This window comes from Curtobacterium sp. 1544 (assembly GCF_040544915.1).
In the GTDB taxonomy this organism is placed as follows: domain Bacteria; phylum Actinomycetota; class Actinomycetes; order Actinomycetales; family Microbacteriaceae; genus Curtobacterium; species Curtobacterium pusillum_C.
Genome location: NZ_JBEPKX010000031.1, coordinates 1 through 20,130, shown reverse-complemented (window position 1 = coordinate 20,130; position 20,130 = coordinate 1). Strand labels below are relative to the sequence as shown.

18 protein-coding genes are annotated in these 20,130 nt (G+C 69.9%); 11 read left to right on the top strand and 7 right to left on the bottom strand.

The window, feature by feature from the left end:
• Positions 1-45: 45 nt before the first annotated feature.
• The 3 genes from ABIC61_RS15440 to ABIC61_RS15430 are packed head-to-tail and all read left to right on the top strand — an operon-like array spanning position 46 to position 1,741.
• On the top strand, positions 46-465 hold the full coding sequence (locus ABIC61_RS15440) for a DUF3099 domain-containing protein (RefSeq protein WP_144749741.1): 420 nt from the start codon (positions 46-48) through the stop codon (positions 463-465).
• On the top strand, positions 465-773 hold the full coding sequence (locus ABIC61_RS15435; RefSeq protein ID WP_440130693.1) for a hypothetical protein: 309 nt from the start codon (positions 465-467) through the stop codon (positions 771-773). The genes ABIC61_RS15440 and ABIC61_RS15435 overlap by 1 nt, the downstream gene beginning before the upstream one ends.
• Positions 770-1,741: an SURF1 family cytochrome oxidase biogenesis protein gene (locus ABIC61_RS15430; protein WP_354030628.1), complete on the top strand. Its 972-nt coding sequence runs from the start codon at positions 770-772 to the stop codon at positions 1,739-1,741. Before ABIC61_RS15435 ends, ABIC61_RS15430 begins: the two co-directional genes overlap by 4 nt.
• A gap of 73 nt (positions 1,742-1,814) precedes the next feature.
• Here ABIC61_RS15430 and ABIC61_RS15425 read toward each other — a convergent pair whose 3' ends face one another.
• Entirely contained in the window at positions 1,815-3,413 is a 1,599-nt protein-coding gene (locus ABIC61_RS15425) for an ABC-F family ATP-binding cassette domain-containing protein (protein ID WP_144749737.1), read from the bottom strand.
• Positions 3,414-3,528: 115 nt separating this feature from the next.
• On the opposite strand from ABIC61_RS15425, the gene ABIC61_RS15420 reads away from it, so the two are divergent.
• Positions 3,529-4,128 (top strand): biotin transporter BioY, encoded by a 600-nt coding sequence (locus ABIC61_RS15420; protein ID WP_354030627.1) that lies wholly within the window; start codon positions 3,529-3,531, stop codon positions 4,126-4,128.
• Between the two features lie 403 nt (positions 4,129-4,531).
• Here the strand turns inward: ABIC61_RS15420 and ABIC61_RS15415 are convergent, their stop codons facing one another.
• From ABIC61_RS15415 to sufB, 5 genes are all read right to left on the bottom strand, one after another.
• Positions 4,532-4,861: a metal-sulfur cluster assembly factor gene (locus ABIC61_RS15415; protein ID WP_079236104.1), complete on the bottom strand. Its 330-nt coding sequence runs from the start codon at positions 4,859-4,861 to the stop codon at positions 4,532-4,534.
• On the bottom strand, positions 4,861-5,634 hold the full coding sequence (gene sufC, locus ABIC61_RS15410) for a Fe-S cluster assembly ATPase SufC (protein ID WP_070419045.1): 774 nt from the start codon (positions 5,632-5,634) through the stop codon (positions 4,861-4,863). The genes ABIC61_RS15415 and sufC overlap by 1 nt, the downstream gene beginning before the upstream one ends.
• A 62-nt stretch (positions 5,635-5,696) precedes the next feature.
• Positions 5,697-6,026, bottom strand: a complete 330-nt coding sequence (locus ABIC61_RS15405; RefSeq protein ID WP_402738097.1) for a non-heme iron oxygenase ferredoxin subunit — start codon at positions 6,024-6,026, stop codon at positions 5,697-5,699.
• On the bottom strand, positions 6,023-7,297 hold the full coding sequence (sufD, locus tag ABIC61_RS15400; protein WP_354030626.1) for a Fe-S cluster assembly protein SufD: 1,275 nt from the start codon (positions 7,295-7,297) through the stop codon (positions 6,023-6,025). The genes ABIC61_RS15405 and sufD overlap by 4 nt, the downstream gene beginning before the upstream one ends.
• A complete protein-coding gene (gene sufB, locus ABIC61_RS15395; protein ID WP_070419047.1) occupies positions 7,298-8,716 on the bottom strand; it encodes a Fe-S cluster assembly protein SufB in 1,419 nt (472 codons plus the stop codon). It abuts the gene before it with no gap.
• 264 nt (positions 8,717-8,980) lie between these two features.
• Here sufB and ABIC61_RS15390 point away from each other — a divergent pair, with 264 nt between their 5' ends.
• On the top strand, positions 8,981-9,955 hold the full coding sequence (locus ABIC61_RS15390) for a COX15/CtaA family protein (RefSeq protein WP_354030625.1): 975 nt from the start codon (positions 8,981-8,983) through the stop codon (positions 9,953-9,955).
• 329 nt (positions 9,956-10,284) lie between these two features.
• On the opposite strand, the gene ABIC61_RS15385 is transcribed toward ABIC61_RS15390, so the two are convergent.
• Positions 10,285-11,211, bottom strand: coding sequence for a heme o synthase (locus ABIC61_RS15385; protein WP_070416200.1), 927 nt, complete (start codon positions 11,209-11,211; stop codon positions 10,285-10,287).
• A 424-nt stretch (positions 11,212-11,635) separates the two neighbouring features.
• On the opposite strand from ABIC61_RS15385, the gene tkt reads away from it, so the two are divergent.
• From tkt to pgl, 6 genes are all read left to right on the top strand, one after another.
• Positions 11,636-13,729, top strand: a complete 2,094-nt coding sequence (gene tkt, locus ABIC61_RS15380) for a transketolase (RefSeq protein WP_144749731.1) — start codon at positions 11,636-11,638, stop codon at positions 13,727-13,729.
• A gap of 156 nt (positions 13,730-13,885) precedes the next feature.
• Positions 13,886-14,998: a transaldolase gene (gene tal / locus ABIC61_RS15375; RefSeq protein WP_354030624.1), complete on the top strand. Its 1,113-nt coding sequence runs from the start codon at positions 13,886-13,888 to the stop codon at positions 14,996-14,998.
• Complete coding sequence (locus ABIC61_RS15370; RefSeq protein ID WP_354030623.1) at positions 14,998-16,596, top strand: phosphoglucose isomerase-related protein; 1,599 nt, start codon at positions 14,998-15,000, stop codon at positions 16,594-16,596. Before tal ends, ABIC61_RS15370 begins: the two co-directional genes overlap by 1 nt.
• Positions 16,597-16,619: 23 nt before the next feature.
• Positions 16,620-18,158, top strand: coding sequence for a glucose-6-phosphate dehydrogenase (zwf, locus tag ABIC61_RS15365; protein ID WP_144749725.1), 1,539 nt, complete (start codon positions 16,620-16,622; stop codon positions 18,156-18,158).
• Positions 18,155-19,099, top strand: a complete 945-nt coding sequence (locus ABIC61_RS15360; RefSeq protein ID WP_144749722.1) for a glucose-6-phosphate dehydrogenase assembly protein OpcA — start codon at positions 18,155-18,157, stop codon at positions 19,097-19,099. Before zwf ends, ABIC61_RS15360 begins: the two co-directional genes overlap by 4 nt.
• 98 nt (positions 19,100-19,197) lie before the next feature.
• Positions 19,198-19,968, top strand: a complete 771-nt coding sequence (pgl, locus tag ABIC61_RS15355) for a 6-phosphogluconolactonase (protein WP_079236115.1) — start codon at positions 19,198-19,200, stop codon at positions 19,966-19,968.
• Positions 19,969-20,130: the final 162 nt, after the last annotated feature.

The following is a 20,130-nucleotide window of genomic DNA, read 5'->3' as shown; positions in this document are numbered from 1 at the left end:
CCATGCGGGCTTAGGCTTGACCCTGGGCAGAGGAAAGAACACCGTATGAAGACGACGCACAGCATCACCACGCTCCCGGACTCTCCGGAGCAGGATCGTGCGCACCGCCTGTCCCGCTACGTCTGGCAGATGGCCCTCCGCGTCGTGTTCTTCATCGGTGCCGTGCTCGTCTGGTCGGTCTGGCACACCTGGCTCGCGGTCATCCCGATCGTCCTCGCCGGTGTCATCCCCTGGGTGGCCGTGATCATCGCGAACGCGGGCAGTCGTGCCGAGAGCGACATCGTGCGCCCGGCCGGTGCCATCGAGCTCTACGACGCCGTCGACCCGCGCCTCCGCGAGCAGCAGGAGGACGACCGGGCCGCGGCCTACCGCGCCGAGCAGGACCGGCTGCGCGAACAGGCCCACCACGCGCAAGAGGAATGGCAGCGCCACGGGGACCGCTCGAAGGTGTGGGGCCGTCGCTGATGGGTGCCACGTTCGACCTCTTCACCGAGCCCGGCTCGACACCGGTGTGCTCGCGTGCCGGTTGCAGCGACACCGCCGCGTGGCGCGTGAACTGGCGCAACCCCCGCATCCACGCGACCGACCGGGTGAAGATCTGGGCCGCGTGCGACGAGCACCGTGACTTCCTCGCCGACTACCTGCGCTCCCGGTCCTTCCCGGTCCGCGTGACCGGCATGCACGAGGACGTGGACCGCCTCGACGACGAGCGCGACCCGGCCGACGCCCCGAAGAACGACGTCGGTGCGCGCGCAGCCGGGGAGCGTCGGTGAGCGACCGGTTCGACCCGAGCTCGCGCTACGGCCGACGCCACGCGCAGAAGATCGCGCGCGCCGCGGCTGCGACCGACACGGACACCGCGACCGCCGAACGCGATCCCGACGAGCCGTTCGTCGGCTGGCGCTTCGTGCAGAGCCGCCGGTGGCTCGGCTACTTCGCGATCGCGGTCGCCTTCGCGATCGTCTGCGCCCTGTTCGGCATGTGGCAGTGGGACCGCCGGAACGAGGCCGTCCGCCAGAACGAGCAGGTCGCACAGAACTACGAACACACCCCGGTGCCGCTCGACCAGGCACTCCCGAAGGCCGCCAGCTGGGACGACTCGCAGACCTGGCTCCGGGTCAGCGTCACCGGGCGGTACGACACCGACGACCAGCTGCTCGTCCGGAACCGCGTCCACAACGGGCAGCCCGGGTTCGAGGTCCTCACCCCGCTCGTCACCGCCGACGGCCGGGCGTTCGTCGTCGATCGTGGCTGGGTCCCCACCGGCAACGCGCAGGACGCCCCCGACCACGTCCCCGCTCCCCCGTCCGGCGACGTCACCGCGATCGTCCGCCTGCAGGAGAGCGAACCGCGCATCCCCGGCCGGACCGACCCGGCGCACACCGACCAGGTGCAGTCGGTCACACTCTCCGATGTGGCGAAGAAGGTCGACACGCCGATCTACACCGGTGCCTACGGCCAGCTCGCGTCCGAGTCGCCGGCCCCGACCGAGGCACGACCCCTCGGCTGGGAGCGTCCGACCGCCGACACCGGGCTGCACCTGAGCTACTTCATCCAGTGGTTCATGTTCGCGGCCGGCGGGTTCGGGTTCCTGGCGTACCTGATGGTGCAGGAGTACCGGAACCTCAACCAGGACGACCCCGAGGAGCGCGAGCGCGCCCAGGAGCGGCAGCGCCGCAAGGACGCCCGACCCAAGACGGACGCGGAGATCGAGGACGAGCTGCTGAACGCAGGTCGTTGACGGACTGGAGGCCCGTGGCGGCGCCGCCACGGGCCTCCAGTCCGCCCTTCGGTCGCGTCCGCGACCACGCCCGCTACGCGAGCTCGATGAGTTCCGCGTAGTCCTTGTTCCAGTGGTCCTCAGTGCCGTCCGGCAGGAGCAGCACCCGCTCGGGGTTGAGCGCCTCGACCGCACCGGCGTCGTGCGACACGAGCACGACCGCGCCCTCGAACCCGGCCAGCGCGTTGAGGATCTCCTCGCGCGAAGCAGGGTCAAGGTTGTTCGTCGGCTCGTCGAGCAGCAGCACGTTGGCGCCGGAGACCACGATCATCGCGAGCGACAGTCGGGTCTTCTCGCCACCGGACAGGACGCCGGCCTTCTTGTAGCCGTCGTCCCCGGTGAACAGGAAGGACCCGAGCACACGACGGGCCTCGGTCTCGTTGAGGTCGGTCGACGCCGACACCATGTTCTCGATCACGGTGCGGTTGACGTCGATGTTCTCGTGCTCCTGCGCGTAGTACCCGATGCGCAGGCCGTGGCCGGGCTGGATCTCCCCGGTGTCGGGCTGGTCGGCACCCGCGAGGATCCGGAGCAGGGTCGTCTTGCCGGCGCCGTTGAACCCGAGGATGACGACGCGCGACCCGCGGTCGATCGCCAGGTCGACGCCCGCGAAGATCTCGAGCGACCCGTAGGACTTCGACAGCCCCTCGGCCATGAGCGGGGTACGGCCGCACGGAGCTGGCGTGGGGAAGCGGATCTTGGCGACCCGGTCGGCGACACGCTCGTCCTCGAGGCCGGCGAGCAGCTTGTCGGCACGCGCGACCATCTGGTGCGCCGCGGCGGCCTTCGAGGCCTTCGCACCGAACCGAGCGGCCTGGTCCTTCAACGTCGCGGCCTTCTTCTCGGCGCCCGCACGCTCCTTGCGGCGACGCTCCTCGTCGGCGACGCGCTGCCGCTGGTAGAGCTTCCAGCCCATGTTGTAGATGTCGATGGTCTGGCGGTTGGCGTCGAGGTAGAACACGCGGTTGACGACCTCGTCCACGAGCTCGACGTCGTGGGAGATGATGATGACGCCGCCGGGGTAGGTCTTCAGGTGCTCGCGGAGCCAGACCACCGAGTCGGCGTCGAGGTGGTTCGTCGGCTCGTCGAGGATCATCGTCTCGGCGTCGGAGAACAGGATGCGCGCGAGCTCGATGCGGCGACGCTGACCACCCGACAACGTCTTGAGCTGCTGGTCGAGGATGCGGTCCGGCAGCTTGAGGTTCGAGGCGATCGACGCGGCTTCGGCCTCGGCCGCGTACCCGCCGAGTGCGTTGAACTGGTCGTCGAGCCGGCTGTACCGACGCATCGCCTTCTCGGCGACGTCGGGGTCGTCGCTCGCCATGTCGAGCGTGGCGAGGCGGATGCCCTCCACGAGCTCGCCGAGGCCGCGGGCGTCGAGGATGCGCTTGCGCGCGGTCTCCTCCGGGTCGCCCGAGCGCGGGTCCTGGGGCAGGTAGCCGATCTCGCCGCCGCGGTCGATCTTGCCGTCGGTCGGCTGCGTCTCCCCCGCGAGGGCCTTCGTCATCGTCGTCTTGCCCGCTCCGTTGCGGCCGACGAGTCCGATCTTGTCGCCCTTCTCGACACGGAAGGACACGTCCTCCATGAGGAGGCGAGCTCCGACGCGGATCTCGAGTTCGTGCACGGCAAGCACAGTGGACGTCCAATCAGTTGGTGGGTTTGCACAACGACGTGTGCGTGAGGTGCACCGCTACGCTGACGGGACCGATGGTTCCGAACGGGACCAGCAGTCCATTCTAGGAGAATCCATGACGAACGCCACCGGGTTCGCTCCCCGCGCAGTCCTCGCCGACCGTCTGCGGACGCACGGGCTGGCCACGAACGCCGCCCTCGTCGCCGGCGGAGCCCTGTTCACCGCTGCGATGGCACAGCTCGAGGTCCCGATGTGGCCGGTCCCGATCACCGGGCAGACGCTCGCCGTGGTGCTCGTCGGCGCGACCCTCGGTGCCCGCCGCGGCATGCTCTCGCTGCTCGTCTACGCGGTCGCCGGACTCGCCGGTGCGCCGTTCTTCGCCGGCTTCACCGGTGGCCTGGGCGCCCTCGCCGTCCCGAGCTTCGGCTACGTCATCGGCTTCATCCCGGCCGCCGGCGTCATCGGCTGGCTCGCCCGCCGCAACTGGGACCGCCACGTCGGTCGTGCCGCCGCGGCGATGCTGCTCGCGAGCGCGATCCCGTTCGTGACGGGTCTGCCGTACCTCGCGGTCGCGCTCGGGACGCTCGGGGCGCCGAACGACCTGCAGTCGGTGCTCGCCGCCGGCCTCTACCCGTTCATCGTCGGCGGGATCGCGAAGGCGCTCATCGCGGCCGGCGTCCTGCCGCTGGCGTGGAAGCTCGTCGGCCGCCGCTGACGCGTTCGACGAAGGGCCCCGCACCGTCTCGGTGCGGGGCCCTTCGTCGTTCCCGGCAGCGCCGAGCGGGCGGCACGCGCCGGCGGCGGCCAGCGAGCGGGCGGGACACGCCGCATGCCGACCGGCGAGCGGGCGGGACACGCCGGCGGCGGCCGTCGAACGTGACGTATTTCGCCCGCTCGAGGGGGTCAGCCCGGGTGGACAAGCGCGTGCGCACAACTGCCCGCCGAACGGGCGGGACACGCCGCGCATCGCCCGCCGAATGGGCGGGATACGTCGGCGGCGGGCGCCGAACGTGACCTGTTTCGCCCGCTCGGGGAGCGCTCCGCGCGCGTGCCCGCACAAACGGACGGGAGGCGCGGTGCCGGCTGGCACCGCGCCTCCCGTCCAGGGATGGTCGCGACTAGATCGAGAAGCCGAGCGCGCGCATCATCTCGCGCCCGTCGTCGGTGATCCGCTCCGGGCCCCACGGCGGCATCCAGACCCAGTTGATCCGGAACGCGTCGACGATACCGTCGAGCGCGTTGGCGGTGTCACCCTCGATGACGTCGGTCAGCGGGCAGCCCGCGCTCGTCAGCGTCATGCTGATCACGAGCGCGTTCGCCTCGTCGTCCATGGCGAGGTCGTAGATGAGCCCGAGGTCGACGATGTTCACGCCGAGCTCCGGGTCCTGGACCTCCTTGAGGCCTTCCACGACCTCGTCGAACTTCTCCGGGGCGAGTGCGGTGATCATCAGTTCCCCGCCGCTGCGGCTGCGGCCTGCACGTAGCGGTCGTAGCCCTCGTTCTCGAGGCGCTCGGCGAGCTCGGGGCCGCCCTGCTCGGCGACCTTGCCCGCGACGAACACGTGCACGAAGTCCGGCTTGATGTAGCGGAGGATGCGCGTGTAGTGGGTGATGAGCAGCACGCCGAGGCCGGTCGCGGCCTTCGCACGGTTGACACCCTCGGACACGATCTTCAGCGCGTCGACGTCGAGGCCGGAGTCGGTCTCGTCGAGGACGGCGAACTTCGGCTTGAGGAGCTCGAGCTGCATGATCTCGTGGCGCTTCTTCTCGCCACCGGAGAAGCCCTCGTTGACGTTGCGCTCGGCGAAGGCCGAGTCCATCTTGAGGTCGGCCATCGACTGGCGGAGGTCCTTCACCCAGCTGCGGAGCGCCGGGGCCTCGCCGTCGATCGCGGTCTTCGCGGTGCGGAGGAAGTTCGACACCGTCACGCCGGGGATCTCCACCGGGTACTGCATGGCGAGGAACATGCCGGCGCGGGCGCGCTCGTCGACGCTCATCGCGAGGACGTCCTCGCCGTCGAGGGTGATCGAGCCTCCGACGACGTTGTAGCGCGGGTGGCCGGCGATCGTGTAGGCGAGTGTGGACTTGCCCGAGCCGTTCGGCCCCATGATCGCGTGGATCTCGCCCTCGTTGATGGTGAGGTCGACGCCCTTGAGGATCTCCTTGACACCCTGGTCGGTGTCGATCGAGACCTGCAGGTCGCGGATTTCGAGAGTGGACATTGCGTTCCTTCGGTTGCAGCTGGTGTGCGGCGTCAGCCGCGGGAAGTGAGTGGAGGCCGGTCTCAGTCGACCGGGACGGGGTCGTGCACGTCGACGTAGACCTCGCCGTCGCGGACCTCGACCCGGAAGACCGGGACGGGCTCGTACGCCGGGAAGTTCTGCGGCTTGCCGGTGGCCAGCGAGAACCGGGACCCGTGGGCCCAGCACTCGAGCGTGTCGCCCTCGACGAACCCCTCGGCCAGGGAGATGTCCCCGTGGGTGCAGGTGTCGCCGATGGCGTGCACGGTGCCGGCGGAGTCCTTCACGATGGCGACCGCTGTGCCGTCGACCACGGCGCGCATCGGGCTGTCCACCGCGATGTCCGCCTCGGCGCAGACCTTCGTCGACATCAGGCGGTGGCTCCGGCCTCGTCCGCCGACGCGGCGATCACCGAACGGCCCTCGGCGAGCTCCTGCTCGACCGCGGCGATGAGACGTTCCTCGAGCTCGGGCGCGCCGATCTTCTGGATGACCTCGACGAGGAAGCCGAGCACCACCAGACGGCGTGCCTCTTCCTCGGGGATGCCGCGGGACTGCAGGTAGAACAGCTGCTCGTCGTCGAAGCGACCGGTGGCACTCGCGTGGCCGGCGCCCTCGATGTTGCCCGTCTCGATCTCGAGGTTCGGGATGCTGTCCGCGCGCGTGCCGTCGGTGAGGACGAGGTTGCGGTTCTGCTCGTACGAGTCCGTGCCGTCGCCGGCGCGCCCGATGAGCACATCGCCGATCCACACCGTGTGCGCACCCTGGCCCTGCAGCGCACCCTTGTAGTTGACCCGACCGCGCGTGTTCGGCGCGTCGTGGTTCACGTAGACCTGCTGCTCGATGTACTGCCCGGCGTCGGCGAAGTACACGCCGTACATCTCGGTGTCGGCACCCTGCGCACCGAGGTGCGTCGACGGGTTGACCCGGATGACGTCGCCGCCGAGCGAGACCACGACGTGCTTGAGGAAGGCGTCGCGGCGGACCTCGGCGAAGTGCGTCGACACGTGCACGGCGTCGTCGTCCCAGTCCTGCAGGCTGACGACCGTCAGGCGTGCGCCGTCCTGGGCGACGATCTCGACGTTCTCGCTGAGGAGCGCCGAACCGCGGTTGTCGAGGACGACGATGCCCTGGGCGTGCGCCTCGGCCGTGATGACCGTGTGCGCGGCGCGGGGCTGGGTCCCGAAGTCGGACCGGGTGATGGTGATGAACTCGTGCGCGTCGGTCGCCTTGACCGTGACGGCCAGCACGGCGTCACGGGCGGACCACGCGGCTGCGGCGGCGCGGTCCTCGGGGAGACCGGCGGAACCGACGCGGGGGTCGTCGCTGCGACCCCATTCGACGTCGGCACCGTCGGACTGACGAGCGAGGAACGGGTAGGCGGATCCGTCGAGCCCGCCGTCGAGCAGCGGCTGGAGCTTCGCGAGGGGCGCGAACTTCCAGTTCACCTCGCGCCCGGTGACGGTCGGGAACGCGTCGAGGTCGCCGGACTGGAACCGCTCGGAGCGGGTCTGGACCGGGATCGACTTGTCGGGTGCGTCCCAACCACCGTCGGAGTGCGCACCGGCGCCGTGCTGCGCAGGGGTCTGCGCCGCTGCCGAGGGTTCGATCGGCTGGTCGATGTGGGGAGGGGTGGTGCTGGACATCTAGCCGACGGATCCTTCCATGCTCATCTCGATGAGCTTGTTGAGTTCGAGTGCGTACTCCATCGGGAGCTCGCGGGCGATCGGCTCGATGAAGCCGCGGACGATCATCGCCATCGCCTCGTCCTCGGGCATGCCGCGGGACATCAGGTAGAACAGCTGTTCCTCGCTCACGCGGGAGACCGTGGCCTCGTGCCCGAGCTGGACGTCGTCGACGCGGATGTCGATCGCCGGGTAGGTGTCCGAGCGGCTGATCGTGTCGACCAGCAGCGCGTCACACCGCACGGTGTTCGCCGCGTGGTGCGCCGCCGGGTCGACCCGGACCTCGCCGCGGTACCCCGCACGACCGCCGCCACGGGCGATCGACTTCGAGACGATCGACGACGTCGTGTACGGCGCCATGTGGATCATCTTCGCGCCGGCGTCCTGGTGCTGGCCGGGGCCGGCGAAGGCCACCGAGAGCGTCTCGCCCTTGGCGTGCTCACCGGCGAGGTAGATCGACGGGTACTTCATCGTCACCTTCGAGCCGATGTTGCCGTCGATCCACTCCATCGTCGCGCCCTCGTGCGCGATCGCACGCTTGGTGACGAGGTTGTAGACGTTGTTCGACCAGTTCTGGATCGTCGTGTACCGAACGCGGGCGTTCTTCTTCACGATGATCTCGACGACGGCCGAGTGCAGGGAGTCCGACTTGTAGATCGGCGCCGTGCAGCCCTCGATGTAGTGGACGTAGGAGTCCTCGTCCGCGATGATCAGCGTCCGCTCGAACTGGCCCATGTTCTCGGTGTTGATGCGGAAGTAGGCCTGCAGCGGGATCTCGACGTGCACGCCCTTGGGGACGTAGACGAACGAGCCACCGGACCACACGGCCGTGTTCAGCGCGGCGAACTTGTTGTCGCCGGCCGGGATCACGGTGCCGAAGTACTCCTCGAAGATCTCGGGGTGCTCGCGGAGCGCCGTGTCGGTGTCCATGAAGATGACGCCCTGCTGCTCCAGGTCCTCGCGGATCTGGTGGTACACGACCTCGGACTCGTACTGCGCGGCGACGCCGGCGACGAGGCGCTGACGCTCCGCCTCGGGGATGCCGAGCTTCTCGTAGGTCGCGCGGATGTCCTCGGGGAGGTCCTCCCACGACTGCGCCTGCTTCTCCGTGGAACGGACGAAGTACTTGATGTTGTCGAAGTCGATGCCCGTCAGGTCGGCACCCCACGTCGGCATCGGCTTGCGGCCGAAGAGCTGCAGTCCCTTGAGTCGGTTCTTGAGCATCCACTCGGGCTCGGACTTGAGGTTCGAGATGTCGGTCACGACCTCTTCCGAGATGCCGCGGCGCGCAGAGGCGCCGGCCGAGTCGGAGTCGGACCAGCCGAACTCGTATTGGCCGAGCCCTTCGAGCTCGGGACGGTCGATGAGCACGTCGGACATGGTCTCCTCGTTTCCTTCTCGCGGCAGCGTTCTGGGTGTCAACCCGTGGCGTCTGGACGCCATTCCACCGCAGACCGCCGACATGGTGCTTCGTGCACGGCGGACACGGTGTTGCTCCCTCGCAACGTCGATGGTTCCACGCAGTCCTGGGCGTGAGCGGCGATCTCGGACCTTTCGGAGCCGGCGCCTGCCTAGACTTGACTGCTGCTGAACCCTCGAATCCTACAGGTTCGCTGCACGGAACAACAGGAAGGCACCACCCTCGTGACTCGCGTCGGATCCCCCGTCGACCAGGACGTCCGCTCCCAGCACTGGTGGTCGCTCCCCCGCGTCGTCGACCAGCGCGTCGTGGTGCTGGCGTGGGCGTCCTTCGTGGTCGAGGTCATCCTCATCGGGACCGGCGGCCTCGTCCGGCTCACGGCGTCGGGCCTCGGGTGCCCGACCTGGCCCAAGTGCACCGCGGATTCACTGGTCTCGACGCCGGAGATGGGCATCCACGGCGTCATCGAGTTCGGCAACCGACTGCTCACCTTCGTGCTCGTCGTCGTGGCGATCGCGATGTTCCTGCTCGTCGTCCGGATGCGCCGGACCCGCCCCGAGCTGTTCTGGCTGGCGTTCGCCCAGGGCGCAGCGATCCCCGTGCAGGCCGTCATCGGTGGCATGAGCGTCTGGACGAACCTGAACCCCTTCGTCGTCGGGCTGCACTTCGTCGTCTCCGCGGCGCTCACCTCCGTGACAGCGGCCCTCGTCTACCGCGCGATGCGTGGCCCGCGCACCGCGGACAGGACGGTGCCCCGTTGGTACCGCGGCGTCGTCGGCGGCACCATCGCCGCGGTCGTCGTGACCGTCCTCGTGGGCATCCTCACCACCGGCAGCGGCCCGCACGCCGGAGCGGACGAGGCCGTCGACGGCGGACGCCTGCACCGCACCGGCTTCGATCCGGCCGTCATGGAGCACCTGCACGCCGTGCCCGCGTACGTCCTGTTCGCACTGACCCTGGTGCTCGTCGTCGGCGCGGTCCGTCTGCGGCTGTCGAGCAGGTGGGCGCTGCTGCTCCTGGTCGTCGAGTTCGTCCAGATCGCGGTCGGCCTCACCCAGGCGCGCACCGGGCTGCCGGTCGGACTGGTCGGCACGCACATGGTCCTGGCGGGGCTCCTCGTCGGGGCCACGACCGTGGTGGCGCTCTCCACGCGCGGCACCGCCGGCCGCCAGGCCGTCCGGGAGCCGATCGCGGGCTGACGGACCGCGCCGCGCGCCGTCTGCGACGTCCCACCTGTCGATCGACAGGTGGGACGTCGTGCTTCGCGCGCAATCCGACCGGACGGCGGACTGGAGGCACGGTGCGGGGCCGCCACGTGCCTCCAGTCCGGTGGTGGGTCGCGCCCAGGGCCCGCCTGCGGACCCGGGACGACGTCACCGACGTCGTGCGACAGCGGCGTCGTCGCAACCCGGCGCGCGCAACAGGCCGCGTCCGCACGGAACGACTTCGTCGCTGTCGTACGACAGCGACGAAGTCGCAACGAGTCGGCGCCGGAGCACGCGGACGTGACGGCGTCCGCCCCGCCCCGCTAGAAGGTGAAGACCTGCGGGAGCAGCGGGTCGATGCCGACGGCGATGAACAGCAGCGTCAGGTACGTGATCGAGCTGTGGAAGACGCGCATCGGCTGCACGTGCTCCACGTGCTGGATCGCCCGCGAGTACAGGCGGTGCGACTCGACGACGAACCAGATGCCGCCGGCCAGGGCGACGACCGTGTAGAGCGGCCCCATGTGCGCGACGGGGATGAGCAGCAGCGAGCAGACGAGCGTCGCCCACGCGTACAGCACGACCTGCAGCCCCACGACGGTGCGACCACGGACGACCGCGAGCATCGGGACGTCGGCGGCGTCGTAGTCGTCGCGGTACTTCATCGACAGCGGCCAGTAGTGCGGCGGCGTCCAGAGGAAGATCACCATGAAGAGGATGACCGGGGCCCAGGTGAGCGACCCGGTGACGCCCGCCCAGCCGATCAGCACGGGCATGCAGCCGGCCGACCCGCCCCAGACGATGTTCTGCGGCGTGCGGCGCTTGAGCCACAGCGTGTAGACGAACACGTAGATGAGGATCGCGATGACGCTCAGCGCGGCGGCGAGCCAGTTCACGAGGAAGCCGAGCACGGCGGTCGACGCGACCCCGAGCACCCACGAGAACACCAGGGCCTCACGGTCGGAGAGCTCGCCGGTGACCAGCGGACGCGTGCTCGTGCGCTTCATCAGCCGGTCGATGTCACGGTCGATGTAGCAGTTGAACGCCGAGGCGGAGCCGGCCGACATCGCACCGCCGAGCATCGTCCAGAAGACCAGCCAGAGGTCCGGGACCCCGCGCTCGGCGAGGAACATCGTCGGCGCCGTCGTGACGAGCAGCAGCTCCATGACCCGCGGCTTCGTCAGCGAGACGTACGCGCGCACCTTGCGCGACAGCGTCGAGCGGGGTCGATCGGTGTCGGGCCGGGTCACGGTGGCAGTCGGCAAGGGAACCTCAGTCTGTTCGCGTCAGCTCACACGCTCGGGGGACGGCTCCGTCGTCGTCGGGGCGTGCGTCGACCCGGAATGCTCACGGGTCCCGGACAGTTTACGTGATGGAGGCGCTGCGACGATGCCCCGCCCCGCCATCCGGACCGAAGTCGCCCACCGACACGCCCGGCCGACGGCGGGTCCCCCTGACGACGAGTGAACAACCGGCGTCACCTGAACCCCTTCTGAGTGCATGGTCACTATGCTGGAGTCGCCCTCCCGCAGTGCGTGCCCCGATGACGTCGGCCGCGAAGAGCCGGTCGGCCGCCGCGAGACGGCGACCCGACGAAGGCCCCGGGATGGCGATCATGTCCGTGCGATGGCACGAGCCCTCGCACATGTCGCATCAAGAAGGGTCAACATCCAAGTGGCTGAATTCACCTGGGACGCCATCGACAGGAAGGCCGTCGACACGGCCCGCGTACTCGCCGCCGACTCGGTCGAGGCCGCCGGCAACGGTCACCCCGGCACCGCGATGAGCCTCGCGCCGGTCGCCCACCTGCTCTTCCAGAAGGTGATGCGTCGCGACCCCAGCGACTCCACCTGGATCGGCCGCGACCGCTTCATCCTCTCTGCCGGTCACGCCTCGATCCTCCAGTACGTGCAGTTCTACCTGCACGGCTACGGCCTCGAGCTCGAGGACCTCCAGCACCTCCGCAAGTGGGGCTCGAAGACCCCGGGTCACCCGGAGTACGGCCACACCGACGGTGTCGAGATCACCACCGGCCCGCTCGGCCAGGGCCTCGCCTCGGCCGTGGGCTTCGGCTACGCGCAGCGCTTCGAGCGCGGCCTCTTCGACGCCGATGCAGCCGATGGGACCTCGCCGTTCGACCACTTCACCTACGTGATCGCCGGTGACGGCGACATGCAGGAGGGCGTCACGAACGAGGCCGCGAGCCTCGCCGGCCGCCAGCAGCTCGGTCGCCTGGTCGTCTTCTACGACTCGAACCAGATCTCGATCGAGGACGACACCGACATCTCCTTCTCGGAGAGCGTCCCGGACCGCTACGAGGCACTCGGCTGGCACGTCCAGACCGTCGACTGGAAGAAGACGGGCGAGTACTCGGAGGACGTCGAGTCCCTCTTCGCCGCGGTCGAGGCCGCCAAGGCCGTCACCGACAAGCCGTCGCTCATCGTCCTCAAGACGATCATCGGCTGGCCGTCGCCGACCAAGCAGAACTCCGGCAAGATCCACGGCTCCGCCCTCGGTGGCGAGGAGCTGAAGGGCCTCAAGGAGGTCCTCGGCTTCGACCCCGAGCAGACCTTCCACGTCGACCCCGAGGTGCTCGAGTACACCCGCGGTGCCGTCGCCAAGGGCCAGGCGGAGCACGCCGAGTGGCAGAAGACCTTCGACGCGTGGGCTGCGGCCAACCCGGAGAAGAAGACGCTCCTCGACCGCATCAACGCCGGCGAGCTGCCCGAGGGCCTCGAGGAAGCCCTCCCGGTCTTCCCGACCGAGAAGGCCGTCTCGACCCGTGCCGCCTCCGGCAAGGTCATCAACGCCATCGCGCCGCTCATGCCCGAGTTCTGGGGCGGTTCGGCCGACCTCGCCGAGTCGAACCTGACCACCATCGAGGGCGCCAAGTCCTTCGGTCCGGTCGAGGCCTCGACCAAGGCGTGGAGCACCGACCCGTACGGCCGCGTGCTGCACTTCGGCATCCGCGAGCACGCCATGGGCTCGATCCTCTCCGGCATCGTCCTGCACGGGAACACCCGCCCCTTCGGCGGCACGTTCCTCATCTTCAGCGACTACATGCGCCCGGCGGTCCGTCTCGCCGCGCTCATGCAGGCGCCGGCGATCTACGTCTGGACGCACGACTCCGTCGCCCTCGGCGAGGACGGCCCGACGCACCAGCCGATCGAGCAGCTCAGCGCGCTCCGTGCGATCCCGGGTCTGGACGTCGTCCGCCCCGCCGACGCCAACGAGGTCGCGTACGCCTGGCTCGAGATGCTCAAGCACAAGGACCGCCCGGCCGGCATCGCGCTGAGCCGTCAGAACCTCCCCGTCTTCGAGCGTGGCGAGGGCGACGCCTCCGGTGAGGTCTTCGCCTCGGCGAAGAACGTCGCCAAGGGCGCGTACATCCTGGCCGAGGCACCGAACGGCACCCCGGACGTGATCCTCATCGCGACCGGTTCCGAGGTCCAGATCGCCGTCGAGGCCCGCGAGCAGCTCAAGGCCGAGGGCATCAACGCCCGCGTCGTGAGCGCCCCGTCCATCGAGTGGTTCCGCGCGCAGTCGGAGAACTACCAGGACCAGGTCCTGCCGAAGGACGTCACCGCACGCGTGTCGGTCGAGGCCGGCATCGCCATGAGCTGGCGCGACATCGTCGGCGACAAGGGCCGCAGCGTCTCGATCGAGCACTTCGGTGCTTCGGCCGACTACCAGACGCTCTTCAAGGAGTTCGGCTTCACGACGGAGCACGTCGTGGCCGCCGCGAAGGAATCCCTCGCGGCTTCCTGACCCACCGAGGGCCGGGTCCGGTTCGCCGGATCCGGCCCTTCCTCCGGGAGGCGCGGCTCGGCTCCGCCACGCGCCTCCCGGTCCCCCAGACCCCGACTTCACGGCCCTCGTCACCTCCACGACGTCGGCCAGTCGATGAAAGAAGAAGAGAAACACATGGCTGAGAACACCCCCACCGCCGCCCTCTCCGCGGCCGGCGTGAGCATCTGGCTCGACGACCTCTCTCGCGAGCTCCTCGAGACCGGCAAGCTCGAGTCCCTCATCGCCGAGAAGAACGTCGTCGGCGTCACCACGAACCCGACGATCTTCGCCTCGGCCCTCGCCAAGGGCGAGCGTTACGACGCACAGGTCAAGGAGCTCGCGGCCGCGGGCACCGAGGTGACCGACGCGATCTTCGAGATCACCACGCAGGACGTCGCGAACGCCTCCGACGTCTTCAAGCCGCTCTACGACTCGACGAACGGCTTCGACGGCCGCGTGTCGATCGAGGTCGAGCCGGGCCTCGCCCACGAGACCGCCAAGACCATCGAGCAGGCCAAGTTCCTGTTCGACAAGGTCGGCCGCGAGAACGTCCTCATCAAGATCCCGGCGACCGTCGAGGGCCTCGAGGCGATCACCGAGGTCATCGCCGCCGGCATCTCGGTCAACGTCACCCTGATCTTCTCGCTCGAGCGCTACCGCGCCGTGATCGACGCCTACCTCGGTGGGCTCGAGAAGGCCAAGGCCGCGGGCCACGACCTCTCGAAGATCCACTCGGTCGCGTCCTTCTTCGTGTCGCGCGTCGACTCCGAGATCGACAAGCGTCTCGACGCCGTCGGCACCGACGAGGCCAAGGCCCTCAAGTCGAAGGCCGGCATCGCCAACGCGCAGCTCGCCTACCAGGTGTTCGAGCAGGCGTTCGCGTCCGAGCGCGCCGCCGGTCTGCTCGAGGCCGGTGCCAACCCGCAGCGCCCGCTCTGGGCCTCGACCGGCGTCAAGGACCCGTCGCTCCCCGACACCCTGTACGTGACGCAGCTCGTCGCGCCGCAGACGGTCAACACCATGCCGGGCAAGACGCTCGACGCGACGTTCGACCACGCCGAGATCACGGGCGACACCATCACCGGTTCCTACGCCGAGGCGCAGGGCGTCCTCGACCAGCTCGCCGCCGCGGGCATCGACTACGACGACGTCGTGGCGCTGCTCGAGAAGGAGGGCGTGGACAAGTTCAACGTGTCGTGGGGCGAGCTCGTCGACACCGTGAAGACCGCGCTCGAGGGCTCCAAGTAGTGACGGTTTCCATCGCCGCCAGCGGCGACGCGGCGCGGGCCATCGACACGGTGGTCCCGCGCCTCGTCGCCGACCTGGTGGCGTCGGGCATCACCGCCCAGGACCCCGAGCTCTGGGGTGCGGACGCCGAGGCCGAGGCGTCGAAGCGCCTCGGCTGGGTGGAGGCCGTCTCGGTCTCCCGCCCGCTCGTCGCCGAGGTGCTCGCACTGCGTGAGTCGCTCGCCGCCGAAGGGGTCGACCACGTCGTCCTCGCCGGCATGGGCGGCTCGTCGCTCGCGCCCGAGGTCATCACCCGAACCGCCGGCGTCCCGCTGACCGTGCTGGACTCGACCGACCCGGCACAGGTCCGGGCGGCGCTCGCACACCAGCTCGACCGCACGGTGCTCGTCGTGTCCTCGAAGTCGGGTTCGACCCTCGAGACCGACTCGCAGCGCCGTGCGTACGAACAGGCCTTCCGCGACGCCGGCATCGACCCGGCACAGCGCATCGTCGTCGTCACCGACCCGGGCTCCCCGCTCGAGGCCGAGGCGACCGACGCCGGGTACCGCGTCTTCACCGCCGACCCGAACGTCGGCGGCCGCTACTCCGCGCTGACCGCCTTCGGCCTCGTGCCCTCCGGTCTGGCCGGTGCGGACATCGCGGAACTCCTCGACGAGGCCGACGCCATCTCCGCGCTGCTGTCGGTCGACATCGACGAGAATCCGGGCCTCGTGCTCGGCGCAGTCCTCGGTGGCACCGACCCGCTGCGCGACAAGATCGCGATCGTCCCGGACGGCACGCACATCGTCGGGTTCGGCGACTGGGTGGAGCAGCTGATCGCCGAGTCCACGGGCAAGAGCGGCCGCGGCCTGCTCCCCGTCGTGCTCGGCGTCGACTCCCCCGAGGTCACCGCAGGCCTCCCCGACGTTCAGGTCATCCGACTCGTCGGTTCCCGCGAGGACGAACGGCACGTCGCCGAGGGCGAGGTCGAGATCACCGGCACGCTCGGTGGCCAGCTCCTCGTCTGGGAGTACGCGGTCGCGGTCGCCGGGCGTCTGCTCGGCATCGACCCGTTCGACCAGCCCGACGTCGAGGCCGCGAAGGTCGCGGCGCGAGCGCTGCTCGACGACCGCCCCACACCGACCGAGCCCGCGTTCACCGAGGACGGCATCGCCGTCCGCGCGACGCAGGACCTGGCGGTCGGGACGACCCTCGCCGAAGCCGTGACGAGCCTCCTGGCCCGGATCGACGCCACCGGCTACCTGGCCGTGCAGGCCTACGTGGACCGCACCGCGAACCGCGACCTCGAGTCGCTGCGCGACGCCCTGGCGGCGCGCACCGGCCGTCCCGTCACGTTCGGCTACGGCCCGCGCTTCCTGCACTCGACCGGCCAGTACCACAAGGGCGGCCCGGCGAACGGCGTCTTCCTGCAGATCGTGGCCGACGAGACCGACGACCTGGCGATCCCCGGTCGGCCGTTCACGTTCGGCCAGCTCATCCAGGCCCAGGCCTCCGGCGACGCGAGTGTCCTCGCGCAGCACGGCCGCCCGGTCCTGACCCTCACGACGACGGACGTCGCCGCTGCCACAGCAGCACTGGCATCCGCCGTCACCCTCTGACTCTCGAAGGAGTTCACCGACTCATGTCACCGGTGGCAATCACCCCGGAGCACAACCCGCTCCGGCTGCCGACGGATCGTCGACTGAACCGGATCGCGGGACCCAGCACCCTCATCATCTTCGGCGTGACGGGCGACCTGTCCCGCAAGAAGCTGATGCCCGCGGTCTACGACCTGGCGAACCGAGGGCTCCTGCCCCCGGGGTTCGCCCTCGTCGGGTTCGCTCGGCGTGACTGGGAGGACCAAGACTTCTCCCAGCTCGTCCACGACGCGGTCAAGGAGCACTCGCGCACCCCGTTCGACGAGGACGTCTGGCGTCAGCTCGAACAGGGCATCCGCTTCGTCCAGGGGTCGTTCGACGACCCGGAGGCGTTCCGCGAGCTCAAGCGCACCGTCGACACGTTGGACGCGGAGCGCGGGACGCTCGGCAACCACGCGTTCTACCTGTCCATCCCGCCGAAGATGTTCCCGGTCGTCACCGAGCAGCTCAAGCTGTCCGGCCTGACCGAGAAGCAGGACGGGTCGTGGAGCCGCGTGGTCGTCGAGAAGCCGTTCGGCTCCGACCTCCGCACCGCGCGCGAGCTAAACGCGATCGTGGAGAGCGTCTTCGCTCCCGACGACGTGTTCCGCATCGACCACTACCTCGGCAAGGAGACCGTCCAGAACCTGTTGACGCTGCGGTTCGCGAACCAGATGTACGAACCCATCTGGAACTCGAACTACGTGGACCACGTGCAGATCACGATGGCCGAGGACATCGGCGTCGCCGGACGTGCCGCGTACTACGACGGCATCGGTGCGGCGCGGGACGTCATCCAGAACCACCTGCTGCAGCTCCTCGCGCTCACCGCGATGGAGGAGCCCGTCTCGTTCAAGGCCGCGGACCTCCGCGCCGAGAAGGAGAAGGTGCTCTCCGCCGTCCGGCTGCCAGAGGACCTGGCGACCGCGACGGCCCGCGGGCAGTACGCGGGCGGCTGGCAGGGCGGCGAGAAGGTGCTCGGCTTCCTCGAGGAAGCCGGCATGGACCCCGAGTCCGGCACCGAGACCTACGCCGCGATCAAGCTCGACATCGCGACCCGTCGCTGGCAGGGCGTCCCGTTCTACCTCCGCGCCGGCAAGCGTCTCGGTCGCCGCGTGACCGAGATCGCGATCGTGTTCAAGCGCGTCCCCGAGGACGTCTACGGCAACTCGCAGTCGCCGCTCGGCCAGAACGCGCTCGTCATCCGCGTGCAGCCGGACGAGGGCGTCACGCTCCGCTTCGGCTCGAAGGTCCCCGGCGTCGGCACCCAGGTGCGCGACGTGACGATGGACTTCGGCTACGGCCACGCGTTCACCGAGGCCTCGCCCGAGGCGTACGAACGACTCATCCTCGACGTCCTCCTCGGCGACCCGCCCCTGTTCCCCCGTCACCAAGAGGTGGAGCTTTCGTGGAAGATCCTCGACCCGATCGAGGAGTTCTGGGCCACGCAGGGCCAGCCCGAGCAGTACCGTCCCGGCACGTGGGGTCCGGCGTCCGCCGACGCTCTGCTCGCCCGCGACGGCCGGACCTGGAGGCGTCCATGAAGATCGACCTGCCGAACACCACGGTCTCGAAGATCCAGAAGAAGCTCGTCCACATCCGCGAAGAGGGCGGCGCCGTCGCCCTCGGCCGCGTCCTGACCCTCATCATCTCGACGGCCCTCGGCCACGAGGAAGAGGCGATCGAGGCTGCGAACGAGGCCTCGCGCGAGCACCCGATGCGCGTCATCATCGTGTCGAAGAACGACGGCGACACGAAGTCCCCTGGCCGCCTCGACGCGCAGATCCGCGTCGGCAGCGACGCGGGCGCCAGCGAGGTCATCGTCCTCCGTGCCTACGGCGAGACCGCGACCGACGAGGAGAGCCTGGTCACTGGCCTCCTGCTGCCGGACGCACCCGTCGTGGCCTGGTGGCCGCAGACCGCTCCGGAACAGCCGTCGGCCTCGGCACTGGGCCGCATCGCCCAGCGCCGGATCACCGACGCGGCCGCGCAGAGGGACCCGAACGGCGCGATCGAGGCCCTCGGTGCCTCGTACGTCCCGGGCGACACGGACTTCGCGTGGACGCGCCTCACCCTCTGGCGGAACCAGCTCGCCGCGGCGCTCGACCAGCCGCCGTACGAGCCGATCACCGCGGTCGAGGTCTCCGGCGCGTACGACAGCCCGTCGACGATCCTCCTCGCCGCGTGGTTGCAGCTGCAGCTCGAGGTGCCGGTGGCCGTCGTCACGTCGCCGCGTGCGACCGGGTCGAGCGGCATCCACGGCGTGAAGCTCGTGCGCGAGTCCGGCACCATCGAGCTCGAGCGGTCCCTGGTGGACGTCGCGACGCTCTCGATGCCCGGGCAGCCGACGCACGACCTGTCGCTGCCGCGCCGCAACCTGCGCGACTGCCTGGCCGAGGAACTCCGTAGACTCGACCCGGACGTCCTCTTCGGAGACGTCGTCAAGCACGGGGTCCCCCAGCTGCGCGAGTCCATCGCCGGCTGAGCAAGCCCCACACGGCCGGGCCCCCTGCATCCGCACGGGGCCCGGTCGGACCGAAGGCGGTCGTACGACCGGTCGACCGCCACGAACACGGGAGTCACGTGACCAACGAACGGCGGGTGCTGGTGCACCCGGACAAGCAGGCCCTCGGCGCTTCGGTCGCCGCACGCTTCATCACGAAGATCATCGACGTGCTCGACGAGCAGGAGCGCGCGGACATCGCCATCAGCGGTGGCTCCGTGTCGTCCCTCGTCCTCGCCGCGATCGGCCAGTCGCCGGCGCGCGAGAGCGTCGACTGGTCGAAGGTGCACGTGTGGTGGGTCGACGAGCGCTGGGTGCCCGCGGGCGACGCCGATCGCAACATCACCGGCACGCAGACGGACTTCTTCGACCACGTCGACATCCCCGAGTCGAACATCCACCCGATCGCCGCGTCCGACGAAGGCATCTCGATCGAGGACGCCGCGACCCGCTACGAGCAGGAGCTGCACGCCGCCGCGCCGGACGACGCCATCGCGCCCCGGTTCGACATCACGCTCCTCGGCGTCGGCCCGGACGGTCACACCGCCTCGCTCTTCCCGGAGTTCCCGCAGCTGTCCGTCACGGACCGCGTGGTGCTCTCGGTCGACGACTCCCCCAAGCCGCCGCCGCAGCGCCTGACGCTAACGTACCCGGCGATCAACGCCTCGCAGCGCGTCTGGGTCATCCTGTCCGGCGCCGAGAAGGCCTCGGTCCTCGGGCTCGCCCTCGCCGGTGCCTCCGTCGACGAGGTCCCCGTCGGTGGCGTCCAGGGCCGGAAGCGCACGGTGTTCTTCGTCGACCAGGACGCCGCTCGCGACGTCCCCGAGAACCTCATCGCGTCGACGTACTGAGCGCGACCCCCTGACGGACGGGAGGCGCGGGGGCCCCGGGGCCCCCCCCCCCCCGCCCGGGGGGGGGGGGGCGAGAGGCACCGCGCGCCGCCGCGGGGGCCAACCGCGGGTGCCGCCCCGGCCGCGCCCGCGGGGGCGGCCCGGGCCCCACCACGGGCGCGC